Source organism: Aeromonas sp. S11(2024) (genome assembly GCF_041402345.1).
Taxonomy (GTDB): domain Bacteria; phylum Pseudomonadota; class Gammaproteobacteria; order Enterobacterales; family Aeromonadaceae; genus Aeromonas; species Aeromonas veronii.
Window position 1 is genome coordinate 125,897 of the sequence record NZ_JBGLRC010000005.1, and the last position, 14,496, is coordinate 140,392.

Here is a 14,496-nt window from a genome sequence, read left to right on the forward strand (position 1 = left end):
AAGCGAGGCTGTTTAGGCAGCCAGATTCTTGGCCACGAATTCCCAGTTAACCAGAGCCCAGAAGGTTTCCATGTATTTCGGACGCAGGTTGCGGAAGTCGATGTAGTAGGCGTGCTCCCACAGGTCAACGGTCAGCAGCGGGGTGGTACCGGCTTCAGTCAGCGGGCAGCCAGCGTTGGAGGTGTTGACGATAGCCAGAGAGCCGTCAGCTTTCTTCACCAGCCAAGTCCAGCTGGAACCGAAGTTGCCGATGGCAGATTTGGTGAAGGCATCTTTGAACTCGGCGAAGGAGCCGAATGCCTTGTTGATGGCCTCAGCCAGGGCGCCAGTCGGCTCGCCACCGCCATTCGGGGAGAGGCAGTGCCAGTAGAAGGTGTGGTTCCAGATCTGGGCGGCGTTGTTAAAGATGCCGCCGTTGGAGGTCTTGATGATCTCTTCCAGAGACTTGCCTTCAAACTCGGTACCCGGCACCAGATTGTTCAGGTTGACCACGTAGGTATTGTGGTGCTTGCCGTGGTGATATTCCAGAGTTTCCTGGGAGATGTGCGGTTCCAGAGCGTTGATTGCATAGGGCAGAGCGGGAAGTTCGAATGCCATTTTCTACTCTCCATTGGCTGGACCGTGCGAAGGCGACGGTTGCAAGACATTGCGTACTCTTTTCTATATGTGAAAAGAGTTGTTTTTAAAATGATGGGGCTGGGTAGCCCAAAGCCAAGGGATTGTAGCAGTATCAAAGATGGCCTAACAACTCTTGATTGGCGCCATGATCGCGATCAATCCTGTGTGGGTTCTTTGCACAATTCGAGCCGGGTCACCCCTTTGTCAGTTTGTGCTCGGGCAAGATTGCAGTAGAATGGCCGCCGAAATCGCTCTAGTGAGGCACCTATGGAAACTATTGAAAAGATTAAGCAGCAGCTGGCTGACAACCCCATCATCATCTACATGAAGGGCTCCCCCAAGCTACCCAGCTGTGGTTTCTCTGCCCAGGCCTCCCAGGCTCTGATGTCCTGCGGCGAGCCGTTTGCATACGTTGATATCCTGCAAAATCCGGATATCCGCGCCGAATTGCCAAAATTCGCCAACTGGCCGACCTTCCCCCAACTGTGGGTTGAAGGTGAGCTGATCGGTGGCTGTGACATCATGATCGAGATGTTCCAGGCTGGCGAGTTGCAGGCTCTGATCAAAGAGACTGCTGCCAAGTACAAGCAGGATGACGCTGCTGCTGAATAAGCGGGTGTTCACATCGCTAAAAAGGGAGCCATAATGGCTCCCTTTTTTATTTGCTGGCGATGCAAGCCGCACACACTGTAACCCCCATCGGGAGTGTGTCAGCAAGCCAAAACAAAGCGGCTGCCAATGGCAGCCGCTTTTGTCTATATGGTCATCGGGCAGATCAGGCGATCCGTTCGATACGAGCCATGTAGAAACCGTCGAAGCCGGTCTCGGACGGGCTCACGGTGTGATCGTCACGCAGACGGAAGTTTTCGTTGGCGGCGAGGAACTTGTCCACCTGCAGGCGGTTCTCCTCGGGCAGGATGGAGCAGGTTGCATAAACCAGCAGACCACCCACTTTCACCATCTGGCTGTAACGCTGCAGGATCTCTTCTTGCAGCGCGACCAGCACCGGCAGACGCTCGGCGGTATCACGCCACTTGGCATCCGGATTGCGCTTGAGTACGCCAAGACCTGAGCAGGGCACGTCCAGCAGTACACGGTCGGCGCTCTCTTTGAGGCGCTTGACGGTCTTGCTGCTGGTGATGACTCGGGTCTCCACGTTGTGGGCACCGGCGCGACGAGCGCGTTGCTTGAGGTTCTCCAGCTTCCACTCTTCCACATCCATTGCCAGCAAACGGCCTTTGCCTTGCATCATGGCGGCGATATGCAGGGTCTTGCCACCGGCACCGGCGCAGGCGTCGATAACGCGCATGCCTGGGGCAACTTCCAAAGCGGCAGCAACCAGCTGGGAGCCAGCGTCCTGCTGTTCGAAGCAACCATCGGCAAAGGCCTTGGTACGGAACAGGGCGGCGTCAGAGGTGACCTGTAGGGCAGTCTCCACACCTTCAACCGGAATGGTGGTGACCTGCTCTTTGGCCAGCATGGCTTGCAGTTCATCACGGGTGCACTTGAGGGTGTTGACCCGCAGGTAGCGCTTGGGCATCCAGGCCAGGGCGGCACGCTCGGCAGGCCAGGCTTCACCCAGCTGCTCGCTGCCCAGTTTCTCCAGCCAGCTCGGGCAACCATCCATCAATACCGGGTTCTTCTTCGCCTCGGTCAGACGGCGGCGGAATGCCTCTTCATTGAAGCGATCCAGGGTCGGGTGGTTGGGCTGGGCAATTTTGTGGAAGGCGTGCCAGCTGTGCAGCAGTGGCCAGACATTCTTTTCGGCCTGACGCACCTGAATACCAGTGAGGAAACAATAGAGGCTGAGACGGCGCAGCAGGTCGCCGGTGACCAGGGCAATCCTTGCCTGTTCTTGCGGTTTGAGTTCGATGCCTGAGAAGTGACGGGCATAAGCGCGGTCGAGGGTAAGACCCTGACCGAGCACATCGTCAACAATGGCAACGACCAGATCCCCGAAACGGGGCAACAGTGGGGATTTGAGCATGAGATTAACCTTGGCCAGATAAAGATGAACCATCCGAGTACCTATGGATGATTCTAAAACAGATAAACCGGCGCAATGATAGGTGTAAGGGTCATGCGGTGCAAGGTGGATATATAAGGTGTTGACTGTTACTACGCCTGAAATTGGCAAGAGCAATTGCCGAAGTGTTATCTGTTCTGCGGTGGAGCAGCTCGGCTGTGTTATGGCTTGTCACTGACAGATGAGCGGAGCACAATGCCTGCGTCACTCTCTTGATGGTCGTGGAACCATTATTTATTTGAAGGAAAATCAAGATGATGGATGTTGCTGATCTGCGCCGTGAATACTCCCGTGGCGGGCTGCACCGGGCCGATCTGCCGGCCGAGCCGCTGGCGCTGTTCGAGAAGTGGTTGGCGCAGGCTTGTGAGGCCAAACTGACCGATCCCACCGCCATGGTGGTGGCGACGGTGGATGCCGATGGTCAGCCCTGGCAGCGCACTGTGCTGCTCAAGCACTACGACGCCCAGGGGATGGTCTTTTACACCAACATGGGCAGTCGCAAGGCGCAGCAGCTGGAAGGCAATCCACGTATCAGCCTGCTCTTCCCCTGGCACACGCTGGACAGACAGGTTCATGTGACTGGCCGGGTGGAGAAGATGAGCACCTTCGAGGTGATGAAGTATTTCCATAGCCGCCCCAAGGATAGCCAGATCGCTGCCTGGGTCTCCAAGCAATCGACCCGCATATCGGCCCGCGGCGTGCTGGAGGCCAAGTTCCTCGAGCTCAAGCAGAAGTTTGCCAATGGCGAAGTGCCGCTGCCGAGCTTCTGGGGCGGATTCCGGGTGGTGATCGAGACGGTGGAGTTCTGGCAGGGGGGCGAGCACCGGCTGCACGACCGCTTCTACTACACCCTCGACGGGGATGGCTGGCATATCGAGCGTCTGGCGCCCTGATCGCGCTGTTCAAATCTGTTTTCACAAGGAGTGTGTATGCGTCTGTATGGTGATCTGCGTTCCGGCAACTGTTACAAGGTGTGGCTGCTGGCCCGCTGGCTGGAGCTTCCCCTTGAGTGGGTAGAGGTGGATATTCAGGCGGGGGATACCCGTACCCCCGCATTTCTGGCCATGAACCCCAACGGCAAGATCCCGGTGCTGGAGATTGGCCAGGGCGATGCGCTGGCGGAATCCAACGCCATCCTCTTCTATCTGGGGCAAGGCAGTGCCTTGTGGCCAACCGATCCGCGCCAGCAGGCCGAGGTGCTCAAATGGATGTTCTTCGAGCAGTACAGCCATGAGCCCTACATCGCGGTGGCCCGCTTTATCGTTCACTATCTCGGCCGACCCGAGTCCCAGGAGGCGCGTCTCGACGGGCTGAAAGCCGGTGGCGAGAAGGCGCTGGCGGTAATGGAGCAGCAGCTGAAACAGAGCCCCTACCTGTGCGGTGATGCGCCGACCATCGCCGATATCGCCCTTTATGCCTACACCCATGTGGCAGAGGAGGGGATCTTCTCCCTGCAGGGGTGGCCCGCTATCCGTAGCTGGATCGCCCGTATCGAAGCCCATCCCCGCCATCTGACGCTGCCAGTGGCCTGTCAGGCCAGCTGATGGAATTGCTGATCGAGGCCAGTCTGTGGCAACCGCAGTGGGCTGCGCTGTTGCAGGTCTGGCAGCTGCAGGGTCATCGCTGGCAGCTGCTACTGGGCAAAGAGGCGGCCGCCGCCCTCGATCAAACCGATGCCCCCTGGGCGAGCAGTCCTCCAGACGGGGTGCTCTGCCCGGGGGCCCTGCTGGCTGCCTGGCTCGATGGGGATCTGCTGACGGATTTTCATGTTGATCCCAGCCGCCAGATCCTGATCAGTGCCTCTACCTCCCTATTGACCCTCGCCAGGGAGCAGGGAGTGCTCACCCTTGGCCCTGTGGGGGCCGATCTGCCGCTCCCCCCCGAGGCCGATTTGGGTGCCGTGCTTAATCGCCTGCTGGCGCGCCGCGTGACGGTGCCGACCTTGGCTGAGGGGCATTCGCTATCAGGCGTCGTGCTGCGACCACTGCAGGCCGACGATGAGCGCGAGATAGTGCGCTACTGCAGCGACGAGGCGCTGGCGCGCTACACCCTCAATATTCCTCACCCCTATCCGCCGGAGGGGGCCCGCGACTGGCTGGCGCTCAGCTGGCGCAAGGCGGCGCTTGGCCTTGGCTGGAGCTGGGCCATCACCTTGCCAGAGGAGCAAGGTGCGGCGTTGCTTGGGGTGATCTCCCTGCACTGGAATGGCGAGCTCGCTTGGTGGGTGGGCGTGCCCTGGCAAAATCGCGGTCTGGCGACCCGGGCAGCAAGCTTGGTCAAAGCGTTCGCCCTTGACCAACTGCAACTGCCAGCGCTGACGGCTCGCCATATGCCGGACAATCTTGCCTCCGGCCGGGTGATGGCAAAAGTGGGCATGCACTATCGCGGGCGGCGCCATATCAGCGGTCGCCAGCCGTGTGAGGTGAGTTACTGGCGACTGGATCGCGCACCCTCCTTACCCAATTCCTTGGCCGAGGAGATTGCCTGCTGGCTTGCTGATGAGCGGATCGCCGTGGTGATCCTGTGGGATCCCGCCACGACCAATCGGCAGAGTGCCAATGGCAAGCTGGCCATCTCGCTTTTTGTGGATGAGAAGGGCGTGGGGGAGGAGCCCTGCTGTCTGTGCTGCCCGCCGCAACTTGAGCGGTTGCTGGCGCTACACTGTTACCCCGTCGATCTGCTGGAGCAGGCCGAACCGGAGCAGTTGTCCCATCTTGGCGGCGTCTTGCTGAAAGACAGGGATGAACAGGGGCTGGCGTGGTTGCTGCAACTGGCCGCGCTGCAGCGTCAGGGGCCCGATCTGCTCAGCCGCGAGGAGCGCGCATCACGGCTCCACTGGTTCAACCAATTGATGGCGCAGGCGCTGGGCGGCAACGGTGACTCGCCGCAGATACGCTATCAGCAGTTACGGCTGCTGGTGGAGCTGCCGGAGCTGGTTGATGAGCTGGATGGCTGTTGGCATCAAACGCCCGAACTGACCTTTGAGCGGTTGGCGCGGGAGGCTCCCGCCCTCTGGCTGGCCTACCGCGAGGCGATGAACAGGGTCACCCCGGCTACGCTAACCGCCTTGCAGCTGCAGTTTGCTGCTCGTTTTCCTGAGTTCACCCTCCCATTTTTGGACAAAGGTACTCAGAATGACCAGCCGTTGTGTGGAATAATGCCCGCTCTGCTGTACGAGGAGTAATACCTGATGTTGAGAACCGAGCGCCCCGGTGACATGCTGCCGGTCTATGAGCTGCTGAGTGCCGCCTTCGGTCGTTCCGATGAGGCCGAACTGGTCAACCGCCTGCGCGAATGTGGTGCTGCCGTAGTGACCATGGTCGAAGAGGAAGAGTACGAGTTCATGGGGCACCTGATGCTAAGCCCGATCACCATTAACGGCATGGAAGGGCCCTGGCTTGGTCTGGCGCCGGTTGCGGTTCATCCCGACTGGCAAGGCCAGGGGATTGGCTCGGATCTTATCCGTGAAGGGCTTGATACGGCGCTCGAGATGGACTGGAAAGGGGTGGTAGTACTCGGGGATCCGGCCTATTACAGCCGTTTCGGTTTCCGCCCGGCCAGCGAGTTTGGCCTCCACTGCATCTATGAGGTGCCTGCCGACTGCTTTATGGCGATGGAGCTGCAGGAGCGCGGTTTTGCGGGTGTGCAGGGTGAGGTGCTCTATCACCCCCTGTTTGATGAACTCCCCGACGAGCTGCCGGACGCGCAGGCAGAAGAGTCCCATTTATAGCGAGACGTCGCAGCGACAAGCTATAACGAAAAAGCCCTCAGCGAGGGCTTTTTCAGTTTATATCAGTCCCTGCCGGGATTATTCGAGCAAATTGACTCAGGCAATGATATCGAGCTGGGTGCCCTTGCGATTATCTTCGCCCACCATGTCACCCATCTGCTGGGCGAGCGGGCTCTGCTGGAATTGCATGTAGTCACTCAGATTCTGCTGGCGCTGGTAGCGATTGGCCGCCTGATAGAGTTCAGCCGTGCTCGGGCCCGACTTGCTGTCGGTCTTCTGACCGCTGGCTTCCAGGTAGCGCTCCACCACGGCTTTATCTTGCTGGTTAGCCGTATAAGAGACCGCCATGGTTCTGCGAGCCGTTGCTTTCTCTTCGCTCTGTGCCTGCAATTCATCCTTATTGGTCAGTGCTTCGTTACGGGCCTGACTGACCTGCTCGGGTGTGACAGCCGGAGAGGAGGGGTATTTGCCGTAATCAGGCAGCGGCATGGGCCTGGAGGTGATTTGCATGGTGGCGCTTCTCTTGTGAACAGGAACGGACGCATGATACCCATCCATGTTAGCTCAATAAATCACCACTTGTCGGTTCATCAAGAGTGGGTTCAGTTTCGCGCATCGATTGTTAATTGAACTGCCTCTGAGTGACAAAAAAGGCGCCATAAGGCGCCTTTTTATCCTTCGGTTACCGCCGGATCAGTTGAAGAACCAGTACCCTCGGTTGACCAGACGGGTCAGCAGTTGCAGGAAGCCAGCCTGATCGGCCAGCTCCACCATATCGGCCTGAGTGATGATGTCCTTGTCACACAACAGGGAAATGGCGGCCGGATCGATGCTCTGCAGCGTCCAGGCTTCGCCGTCGATGAAGCACTGCTGGCTCTCGCCGCTAAACCAGACGGTGCGCAGACCCGGCACCTTGATGGCGGGCTCGCCTTGGGTCAGCAGGTCGGCTACCTCCTCGGCGCTGTAGTCCGGCTCGACCGGATTGACGTCCAGATCGTGCTTGGCCTCGGAGATCATGGTGCCGAACCACTCCTTGAACAGGGTCTCGTCATCGAGGACCTGCTGCATCAGCTCGCGCAGACGGTGCAGCTCGTGGGGTTGGATCTCGCCGTGGCGGGCACGGGGCTTGAGATCGGCATCGCCGTAACGCTCGGTACGCACCTCGTTGTCGATCAGGTGATCGGCAAAGGAGGAGATAAGCGCCTTGGCATCTGGTGCGCGAAAGCCCACCGAGAAGTTCATGGAGGGCTCGATGGCGTAGCCTTCGTGGGGGAATCCGGGCGGAATGTAGAGGATATCGCCCGGCTCCATGATGACGTCGATGATCGCCTCGAACGGCTCGCAGTGGAGCAGGGCGGCGTGGGCGGCAAACTCGTTGAGCGGCTTGGCATCGCCAACCCGCCAGTGACGCTTGCCCAGACCCTGGGTGATAAACACATCGTAATTGTCGATGTGGGGGCCGACACCCGCATGGGGGGTGGAGAAGCTCACCATCACATCGTCAAAGCGCCAGCCCGGGATGAACTGGAACGGCACCGCCAGCTCGTTCACCTCGGGAGCCCAGTGGTTGCAAGCCTGTACCAGAATGGTCCAGTTCTCTTCGCCCAGATGGTCGTAGGATTCGAAGGGGCCGTGGGCGGCATCCCACTTGCCGTCGAAACGGGTGACGAGGCGGGACTCGACCACCTCTTCCATGGCCAGACCGGCCAGCTCGTCCGGGCTGATGGGATCCTGAAAGTCCTTGAAGCCACCCTTGATAAGGAGCGGGCGCTTCTGCCAGTAGTGCTCGAGGAAGTGAGCGATATCCAGATTGAGTTCGTACATGCTGTTTCTCGTGTCTCGCAAAGAGGTTTTGCCCAAGGCAGGCTTGGGAAAAGCCACTCGGGATCCTGCCGTGGCAGGGAAAATAACAGGGGCCCTGTGGCGTATCGTGCACAGGGCCCCTTCGTCACTGCCGGTTGGCTTACTTCAGCAGATCAACCAGACGCCGGGCGTCACCGATGTAGTTGGCCGGGGTCAGCTTCTTCAGCTCAACCTTGACCGCTTCCGGCAACTCCAGGGTGTCGATAAAGGTACGCATCCCTTCGGCATCGACGCGGCGACCACGGGTCAGCTCCTTGAGCTTCTCGTAGGGCTTCTCGATACCGTAGCGGCGCATCACGGTCTGGATCGGCTCGGCCAGCACTTCCCAGTTGGCATCCAGATCGGCGGCCATGGCGGCGTCGTTGGCTTCCAGCTTGGAGATGCCCTTCAGGGTCGCCTGATAGGCAATCAGGGAGTAACCCACCGCCACACCCAGGTTGCGCAGTACGGTAGAGTCGGTCAGATCACGCTGCCAGCGGGAGATGGGCAGTTTGCTCGCCAGATGCTGGAACACGGCGTTGGCCAGACCCAGATTGCCTTCGGAGTTCTCGAAGTCGATGGGGTTGACCTTGTGCGGCATGGTGGAGGAGCCAATTTCACCCGCGATGGTGCGCTGCTTGAAGTGACCCAGGGAGATGTAACCCCACACATCGCGGTCGAAGTCGATCAGGATGGTGTTGAAGCGGGCCATGGCGTCGAACAGCTCGGCGATATAGTCGTGTGGCTCGATCTGGGTGGTGTAGGGGTTCCAGGTCAGACCCAGGGAGGTAACAAACTCCTCGGAGAACTGGTGCCAGTCCACATCCGGGTAGGCGCTGAGGTGGGCGTTGTAGTTGCCGACCGCACCGTTGATCTTGCCGAGGATCTCCACCGCCATGATCTGCTTGAACTGGCGCTCAAGACGGTAGGCGACGTTGGCCATCTCCTTGCCCATGGTGCTCGGGGTCGCCGGCTGACCGTGGGTACGGGAGAGCAGCGGCATGTCACGGTACTCGTGGGCCAGACGCTTGAGCTCGCTGATCAGCTTTTCGCAATAAGGCTTGATGACCTCTTCGCGGGCAGTTTTCAGCATCAGACCGTGGGAGTTGTTGTTGATGTCTTCCGAGGTGCAGGCGAAGTGGATGAACTCGCTGACAGCCGCCAGCTCCGGGTTCACTTCGACTTTCTCTTTGAGGAAGTACTCCACCGCTTTCACATCATGGTTGGTGGTGCGCTCGATCTGTTTGATGCGGGCGGCGTCACTCTCGTTGAAGTTGCTGACGATGCCGTCGAGCAGGGCGTTGGCGGCCGCGCTCAAGGCAGGGACTTCCGGGATCCCGGCGTGGCTGGCCAGTTTTTGCAACCAGCGCACCTCGACTTCGACGCGAAAACGCAGCAGGCCGAATTCGGAGAAGATAGGGCGCAGGGCATCGGCCTTGTCGCCATAACGACCGTCAATCGGGGAAACAGCAGTCAGCGCGGACAGCTCCATGGGGTGAACTCCTGATGATTTGTGTGGGGGATCCGTATCCACTCGCGCGTGGGGCTGAGTCGTCATCAAGGCGGATGTGCGGCTGTTCACCCTGATGTTGACCTCGCTTGCCCGCGCGCGAGCCGATGATTAGTAACGTTTGGCCAGCTCCACCATCTTCTTGCGAGCGAAGATGATCTGGGTGCGGCTGCCACCGAGCTGGCGCCACAGCACGCAGGCACGAATACCTGCCAGCAGCAGGGCGCGCACCTTGTGCTGCACCAGCGGTTGCTGCAGGAACAGCGGGGTACCCGCCACCTGGATGCGTGGCCCGATGGGGCTGATAAGATCGCTGTAGATGCTCGCCATGTTGGCCAAAATCTGCTCGTCGAGCAGATCGAAGTGCTGTTGCTGGCGGTCAATCTGGCTGATCCGCTCACCCAGCATATTGAGAATGTCCTTGCGCTTGGCCAGCTTGCGCTCCAGCGCAATCAGGCTCACCACGTAGCGGGTCAGCTCGGCATTTTTCTGGCTGCCGTCGGCACCCAGCTGTTCGACCAGCGCACGGTAGCCGTCGCGAATGGCCAGATGGGTGTTGTTGAACACCTCGAGCGGCTGGCTCGGGTTGGTCACCAGAATGCTGGAGAGGCTCTCGCGCAGGGCGGCCTCGTCACAGCTGCCGTCTCGGGCCACCTTCTGCACCAGATACGCGGCCTGGCAGATGCCGGCAAAGGCCATTGTTCTGTCTTGGAATTTATCGCTCACGTCTGCTGCCTTCTGTTAAGGATTCAAACCGGATGGCTGAAACGTTGTTCGATGATGCCGCCGCCCAGACACACTTCCCCGTCGTAGAAGACGGCGGACTGGCCCGGGGTCACCGCAGCCTGTTTCTCGTCGAAGATGACCCGGATGGTCTCGTCGTCGATGGGCTGGATCAGGCAGGGGATATCCTGCTGACGGTAGCGGGTCTTGACGGTGCAGCGACGCGGCTCGCGGATCGGAGTGCGATCCACCCAGTGCAACTGGCTGGCGATGAGGCCGTCGGAGTAGAGGCGAGGATGCTCGCCCTGCGCCACCACCAGCACGTTGCGCTCGACCTCTTTGTCGACCACATACCAGGCCTCTTCGGTGGCATCTTTGCGACCACCGATGCCGAGCCCCTTGCGCTGGCCCAGGGTGTGATACATCAGACCCTGATGCTCGCCGATCACCTTGCCATCCACGGTCTCGATTTTACCGGGCTGGGCGGGCAGGAACTTGGCCAGGAAGTCCTTGAACTTGCGCTCGCCGATAAAGCAGATGCCGGTGGAGTCTTTCTTCTTGGCGGTAATGAGATCGAGCTGCTCGGCGATGCGGCGCACCTCGGGCTTTTCCAGGTCGCCAACCGGGAACAGGCTCTGACCCACTTGCTTCTCGCTCAGGGTATAGAGGAAGTAGCTCTGATCCTTGTTGGTATCGAGACCGCGCAGCAGGCGCGGGCGGCCGGTGCTGTCGTCACGGCGCACATAGTGGCCGGTGGCGATGTAGGTGGCACCCAGCTCTTCGGCGGCAAATTCGAGGAACGCCTTGAACTTGATCTCCTTGTTGCACAGGATATCCGGGTTCGGCGTGCGGCCAGCCTTGTACTCTTCGAGGAAGTGCTCGAACACATTGTCCCAGTACTCGGCCGCGAAGTTGATAGTGTGGAGTTTCATCCCCAGCTTGTCGCAGACGGCCTTGGCATCAGCCAAATCCTGGGCGGCAGAGCAGTACTCGTCCGTGTCGTCTTCTTCCCAGTTCTTCATGAACAAGCCTTCGACCTGATAGCCCTGCTGCTGGAGCAGGTAGGCCGAGACGGAAGAATCCACGCCGCCGGACATGCCGACGATCACCTTGATTTGGCTGTTGTCTGTCATTAGTCGAAGTTACCAGTTCGTTTAAACGGGGCGTATTCTACCAGAGTTTTGCGCCCCCGGTCACATATCCATGCCGCAGTTCCCATCAGGAGCCTGATAGCAGGAAATCGTTTTTCTGTTTGTCAGCACCATGATGAAAAAATGGTGCCAAACGATATCGGATAGCCTGTTCACGATCTGTCACGAGAGGCCGTCAGCAAGGTAAAGAGCAGCGCAGGAACCGGAGCGTATATATATACGTGAGGATTCCGAGCAGCACATGAGCCTTGATCACGGCCTCGCAGTAAGAGCGTGGGCAGGTTCTCAAATAAAGGCCTTGAGTGCCGACAGTGGCAGCCGTGTCCCCGCCAGATAGTCCTGAATGCACTGCCACACCAAGGGGCTGCGCAGGGCCGGTTTGCATTCCACTATTTCTTCAAGAGTGAGCCAGTGGCAAGCCAGCACATCACCGTCAGGATCCTCTGGATGGTGCTGACCGGGCGCTTTTTCAAGGTCGAAGATGATGGCGGTGCGCACATAGGTGGCCTCGCTGTCGACCGGTTTGAACAGATAGGTACCAAGCCAGGCGGTCGGCGTGGCGGTCAGACCCGTCTCCTCTTTCAGCTCACGACAGGCCGCTTCAAGCAGGTTTTCCCCCGGCTCCACATGGCCGGCGGGTTGGTTGAAGCGGCGCTGGCCTTTTATCTCCTCTTCCACCACCAGAAAGCGCCCCTGCCACTGCACCAGGGCGGCGACCGTCAGGCGTGCCTCCATGCGGGCGTGGCTGGTGGCCGATTGCTCTGCCTGATTGCTCATCATGACTCCTTGTCGTTGCTATCGGGATTGCCCGCTCGGGCGGGTCTGCGTGCCGTTCCTCGCCCGCTGCTGCGGGGTTTGCCGCCGGTTGGGTGAGTGCTGCGGGGGCGCTCGTCCCGTCTCGGCTGGCTGGCCCGCCGTGGCGCATCTCCTGCCGGTTTGGCGTTACCGCCTGAACGAGATGAGGAGGGACGCGGGCGGCTGCTGGAGCTCGGCGCCAGCTCGGGGGCGGGCAGGCTGCGGCTCTCGCCAGGGGCCAGTCCATCCAGGGTCCAGTCACCGATGGCGTAGCGAATAAGGCGCAGGGTGGGGTGGCCGATATGGGCGGTCATTCGCCGTACCTGGCGGTTGCGCCCCTCGATAATCTTGATCTCCAGCCAGCTGGTGGGGATCTCTTTGCGCTCGCGAATGGGCGGATTGCGCTGCCACACCGCAGGTTCATCCATGATGCGCGCCCCGGCGGGCAGGGTCATGCCGTCATTGAGCTCCACACCGGCGCGCAGGGCGGCCAGTTTCTCCTCGCTCGGGATGCCTTCCACCTGCACCCAGTAGGTCTTGGGGGTCTTTTCCCCAGGCTGGGTGAGACGCGCCTGCAGCTTGCCATCGTTGGTGAGCAGCAGCAGCCCCTCGCTGTCGCGATCGAGCCGCCCTGCGGCATAGATGCCGGGCTCTTTGATGTAATCCTTGAGGGTCTCGCGGCCCGCCTCGTCGGTGAACTGGCAGAGCACCATATAGGGCTTGTTCAGCAGGAGCAATTTGCGATCCTCTGGGGCCAGCTCCGGTTTGCGAGGGGATGCATGGCGGGGAGCTGCTGGTTTGGTAGTCGTGCGCGGGGCGTTATCGCGCGGCGCACGGCTGACAGAGAGACGGGAGCGGGGAGATTTCATCGGATACACACTTCAGACAGACGATGGCAGCGAGTGTACCACAGGGTGCTGAGGGCTGGATGAATGGCTGGCGTTACAGCAAGCAGCGCCCGGAGCCAATTCGCCTAGCTTAACAGGCTCTCGATCACGATAGCCTGACGGGCGGGGGCCGAGCCCGCCAACAGCAGGGCGTGGCAGACCACATCGTCGATCATCGCCTGCGCCAGTCGGGTGAGGGGGCGCAGGGTCTCCCGTCCGCTACCAACCGGCACCGCCAGCAGAATAATGGTCTGCACCGGCCCGATTTGAGAGCCCCACTCGATGGGCTCCTTGCAATTGAGCAGGGTCAGCGCTGGCTGGCTGATCCCTTCGCTCAATACATGAGGCATGGCAAGGCCGGGGCGGATGATGGTGGCCGAGACCTGCTCGCGCCGCTCTACCGCGGCGGTCAGTGTGGCGCGGTCGGTGATCAGCTCGGCGGGCAGCAGATCGATCAGATGCTCGAGCGCTTCGGCCTTAGTTAGCTGCACTGGGCTGTAGGCCAGCTGGCGCAGGGCAAAATGGTAGTCGGGCAGGACGTTGGCCAGTCGCAACTCCGCCAGCGCGGCGGTGCGCGGGCGCACCAGCGGTTGACCCAGTTCGCCGCACCAGCAGGTGAAGGCCATGTGGGCGAGCTCGGCATCGCACCCTTCAATCTGCAACTGGCAGAGATCGCCGGGCTGGGTGGCGAGGGTCAACAGGGAGAGCTGGTTGCTGGCGGCAACGGTCTGACGCCGGGTGAGGTTGGCGCAGCGGATGGTGGATTTGAACATCCCCGCCAGCCGGTTCAACTGCTTGGCCTGGGTGATGCTCAACCCCTGCTGGCAGTAAAAGGTGATTTCGCGGGTCAGCATCAGGCCGGGATCGGCAGGGCCTTGAGTACGGCGTTGGCATCCAGCAGCACGGTTTCCAGTCTCACCTGATGGATGGTGCAGCCGAGGAAGCGCTCTTTCTGCTCAATCTCGATATCGGAGGCAATCAGCACCAGGTCGGCGCTGGCAATATCGCGGGCGGTCAGCATGTTCTCCATGCCCATGGCACCCTGTGTCTCGACCTTGATCTTGAGTCCCAGCCCTGTGGCGGCTTTTTGCAGGGCATCGGCAGCCATATAGGTATGGGCGATACCGGTCGGGCAAGCGGTGACGGCGACGATCTTCATCTGCTCTCTGTGATGCTGACAAGGGGGAGCAACAAGATAGCGCCAGTGGGGGGCT

General features: G+C 60.3%; 16 protein-coding genes. 5 read left to right on the top strand and 11 right to left on the bottom strand.

The window, feature by feature from the left end:
* Positions 1-12: 12 nt before the first annotated feature.
* Positions 13-597 carry a superoxide dismutase [Fe] gene (sodB, locus tag ACB040_RS06635; RefSeq protein ID WP_019444736.1) on the bottom strand — a complete coding sequence of 195 codons (585 nt, stop codon included), beginning with the start codon at positions 595-597 and terminating at the stop codon, positions 13-15.
* 288 nt (positions 598-885) lie between these two features.
* On the opposite strand from sodB, the gene ACB040_RS06640 reads away from it, so the two are divergent.
* A complete protein-coding gene (locus ACB040_RS06640; protein WP_069555635.1) occupies positions 886-1,230 on the top strand; it encodes a Grx4 family monothiol glutaredoxin in 345 nt (114 codons plus the stop codon).
* Positions 1,231-1,393: 163 nt separating this feature from the next.
* Here ACB040_RS06640 and ACB040_RS06645 read toward each other — a convergent pair whose 3' ends face one another.
* Positions 1,394-2,605, bottom strand: coding sequence for an RsmB/NOP family class I SAM-dependent RNA methyltransferase (locus ACB040_RS06645; protein WP_005344030.1), 1,212 nt, complete (start codon positions 2,603-2,605; stop codon positions 1,394-1,396).
* Positions 2,606-2,898: 293 nt separating this feature from the next.
* Between ACB040_RS06645 and pdxH the strand changes: the two genes are divergently transcribed.
* The 4 genes from pdxH to ACB040_RS06665 are packed head-to-tail and all read left to right on the top strand — an operon-like array spanning position 2,899 to position 6,374.
* The gene (gene pdxH, locus ACB040_RS06650) at positions 2,899-3,537 is read left to right on the top strand and encodes a pyridoxamine 5'-phosphate oxidase (protein WP_371153691.1); all 639 of its coding nucleotides are present in this window, start codon (positions 2,899-2,901) and stop codon (positions 3,535-3,537) included.
* Between the two features lie 36 nt (positions 3,538-3,573).
* The gene (locus ACB040_RS06655) at positions 3,574-4,188 is read left to right on the top strand and encodes a glutathione S-transferase family protein (protein WP_245147579.1); all 615 of its coding nucleotides are present in this window, start codon (positions 3,574-3,576) and stop codon (positions 4,186-4,188) included.
* The gene (locus tag ACB040_RS06660; protein ID WP_371153693.1) at positions 4,188-5,828 is read left to right on the top strand and encodes a GNAT family N-acetyltransferase; all 1,641 of its coding nucleotides are present in this window, start codon (positions 4,188-4,190) and stop codon (positions 5,826-5,828) included. The genes ACB040_RS06655 and ACB040_RS06660 overlap by 1 nt, the downstream gene beginning before the upstream one ends.
* Positions 5,829-5,834: 6 nt before the next feature.
* Entirely contained in the window at positions 5,835-6,374 is a 540-nt protein-coding gene (locus tag ACB040_RS06665) for a GNAT family N-acetyltransferase (RefSeq protein ID WP_005353625.1), read from the top strand.
* A 96-nt stretch (positions 6,375-6,470) separates the two neighbouring features.
* On the opposite strand, the gene ACB040_RS06670 is transcribed toward ACB040_RS06665, so the two are convergent.
* The 9 genes from ACB040_RS06670 to ACB040_RS06710 form a co-directional block, all read right to left on the bottom strand.
* A complete protein-coding gene (locus ACB040_RS06670; RefSeq protein WP_371153695.1) occupies positions 6,471-6,884 on the bottom strand; it encodes a hypothetical protein in 414 nt (137 codons plus the stop codon).
* 183 nt (positions 6,885-7,067) lie between these two features.
* Complete coding sequence (locus ACB040_RS06675; protein WP_371153697.1) at positions 7,068-8,198, bottom strand: JmjC domain-containing protein; 1,131 nt, start codon at positions 8,196-8,198, stop codon at positions 7,068-7,070.
* 139 nt (positions 8,199-8,337) lie between these two features.
* On the bottom strand, positions 8,338-9,708 hold the full coding sequence (gene purB / locus ACB040_RS06680; RefSeq protein ID WP_371153699.1) for an adenylosuccinate lyase: 1,371 nt from the start codon (positions 9,706-9,708) through the stop codon (positions 8,338-8,340).
* 129 nt (positions 9,709-9,837) lie between these two features.
* Positions 9,838-10,452, bottom strand: coding sequence for a high frequency lysogenization protein HflD (gene hflD / locus ACB040_RS06685; protein WP_257702990.1), 615 nt, complete (start codon positions 10,450-10,452; stop codon positions 9,838-9,840).
* 23 nt (positions 10,453-10,475) lie between these two features.
* On the bottom strand, positions 10,476-11,582 hold the full coding sequence (gene mnmA / locus ACB040_RS06690; protein ID WP_005353619.1) for a tRNA 2-thiouridine(34) synthase MnmA: 1,107 nt from the start codon (positions 11,580-11,582) through the stop codon (positions 10,476-10,478).
* 303 nt (positions 11,583-11,885) lie between these two features.
* Positions 11,886-12,377: an NUDIX hydrolase gene (locus ACB040_RS06695; RefSeq protein WP_371153702.1), complete on the bottom strand. Its 492-nt coding sequence runs from the start codon at positions 12,375-12,377 to the stop codon at positions 11,886-11,888.
* Positions 12,377-13,264 (bottom strand): 23S rRNA pseudouridine(2457) synthase RluE, encoded by an 888-nt coding sequence (gene rluE / locus ACB040_RS06700; protein ID WP_371153704.1) that lies wholly within the window; start codon positions 13,262-13,264, stop codon positions 12,377-12,379. The genes ACB040_RS06695 and rluE overlap by 1 nt, the downstream gene beginning before the upstream one ends.
* A 104-nt stretch (positions 13,265-13,368) precedes the next feature.
* Positions 13,369-14,136 (bottom strand): PTS sugar transporter subunit IIA, encoded by a 768-nt coding sequence (locus tag ACB040_RS06705; RefSeq protein WP_371153706.1) that lies wholly within the window; start codon positions 14,134-14,136, stop codon positions 13,369-13,371.
* Positions 14,136-14,441, bottom strand: a complete 306-nt coding sequence (locus ACB040_RS06710) for a PTS fructose transporter subunit IIB (protein ID WP_005334611.1) — start codon at positions 14,439-14,441, stop codon at positions 14,136-14,138. Before ACB040_RS06710 ends, ACB040_RS06705 begins: the two co-directional genes overlap by 1 nt.
* Between the last annotated feature and the right edge of the window lie 55 nt (positions 14,442-14,496).

What these genes read in the sequence shown, in the direction of transcription:
- sodB (WP_019444736.1), bottom strand. Translation starts at nt 597, where the DNA reads ATGGCATTCGAACTTCCCGCTCTGCCCTATGCAATCAACGCTCTGGAA.
- ACB040_RS06640 (WP_069555635.1), top strand. Translation starts at nt 886, where the DNA reads ATGGAAACTATTGAAAAGATTAAGCAGCAGCTGGCTGACAACCCCATC.
- ACB040_RS06645 (WP_005344030.1), bottom strand. Translation starts at nt 2,605, where the DNA reads ATGCTCAAATCCCCACTGTTGCCCCGTTTCGGGGATCTGGTCGTTGCC.
- pdxH (WP_371153691.1), top strand. Translation starts at nt 2,899, where the DNA reads ATGATGGATGTTGCTGATCTGCGCCGTGAATACTCCCGTGGCGGGCTG.
- ACB040_RS06655 (WP_245147579.1), top strand. Translation starts at nt 3,574, where the DNA reads ATGCGTCTGTATGGTGATCTGCGTTCCGGCAACTGTTACAAGGTGTGG.
- ACB040_RS06660 (WP_371153693.1), top strand. Translation starts at nt 4,188, where the DNA reads ATGGAATTGCTGATCGAGGCCAGTCTGTGGCAACCGCAGTGGGCTGCG.
- ACB040_RS06665 (WP_005353625.1), top strand. Translation starts at nt 5,835, where the DNA reads ATGTTGAGAACCGAGCGCCCCGGTGACATGCTGCCGGTCTATGAGCTG.
- ACB040_RS06670 (WP_371153695.1), bottom strand. Translation starts at nt 6,884, where the DNA reads ATGCAAATCACCTCCAGGCCCATGCCGCTGCCTGATTACGGCAAATAC.
- ACB040_RS06675 (WP_371153697.1), bottom strand. Translation starts at nt 8,198, where the DNA reads ATGTACGAACTCAATCTGGATATCGCTCACTTCCTCGAGCACTACTGG.
- purB (WP_371153699.1), bottom strand. Translation starts at nt 9,708, where the DNA reads ATGGAGCTGTCCGCGCTGACTGCTGTTTCCCCGATTGACGGTCGTTAT.
- mnmA (WP_005353619.1), bottom strand. Translation starts at nt 11,582, where the DNA reads ATGACAGACAACAGCCAAATCAAGGTGATCGTCGGCATGTCCGGCGGC.
- ACB040_RS06695 (WP_371153702.1), bottom strand. Translation starts at nt 12,377, where the DNA reads ATGAGCAATCAGGCAGAGCAATCGGCCACCAGCCACGCCCGCATGGAG.
- rluE (WP_371153704.1), bottom strand. Translation starts at nt 13,264, where the DNA reads ATGAAATCTCCCCGCTCCCGTCTCTCTGTCAGCCGTGCGCCGCGCGAT.
- ACB040_RS06705 (WP_371153706.1), bottom strand. Translation starts at nt 14,136, where the DNA reads ATGCTGACCCGCGAAATCACCTTTTACTGCCAGCAGGGGTTGAGCATC.
- ACB040_RS06710 (WP_005334611.1), bottom strand. Translation starts at nt 14,441, where the DNA reads ATGAAGATCGTCGCCGTCACCGCTTGCCCGACCGGTATCGCCCATACC.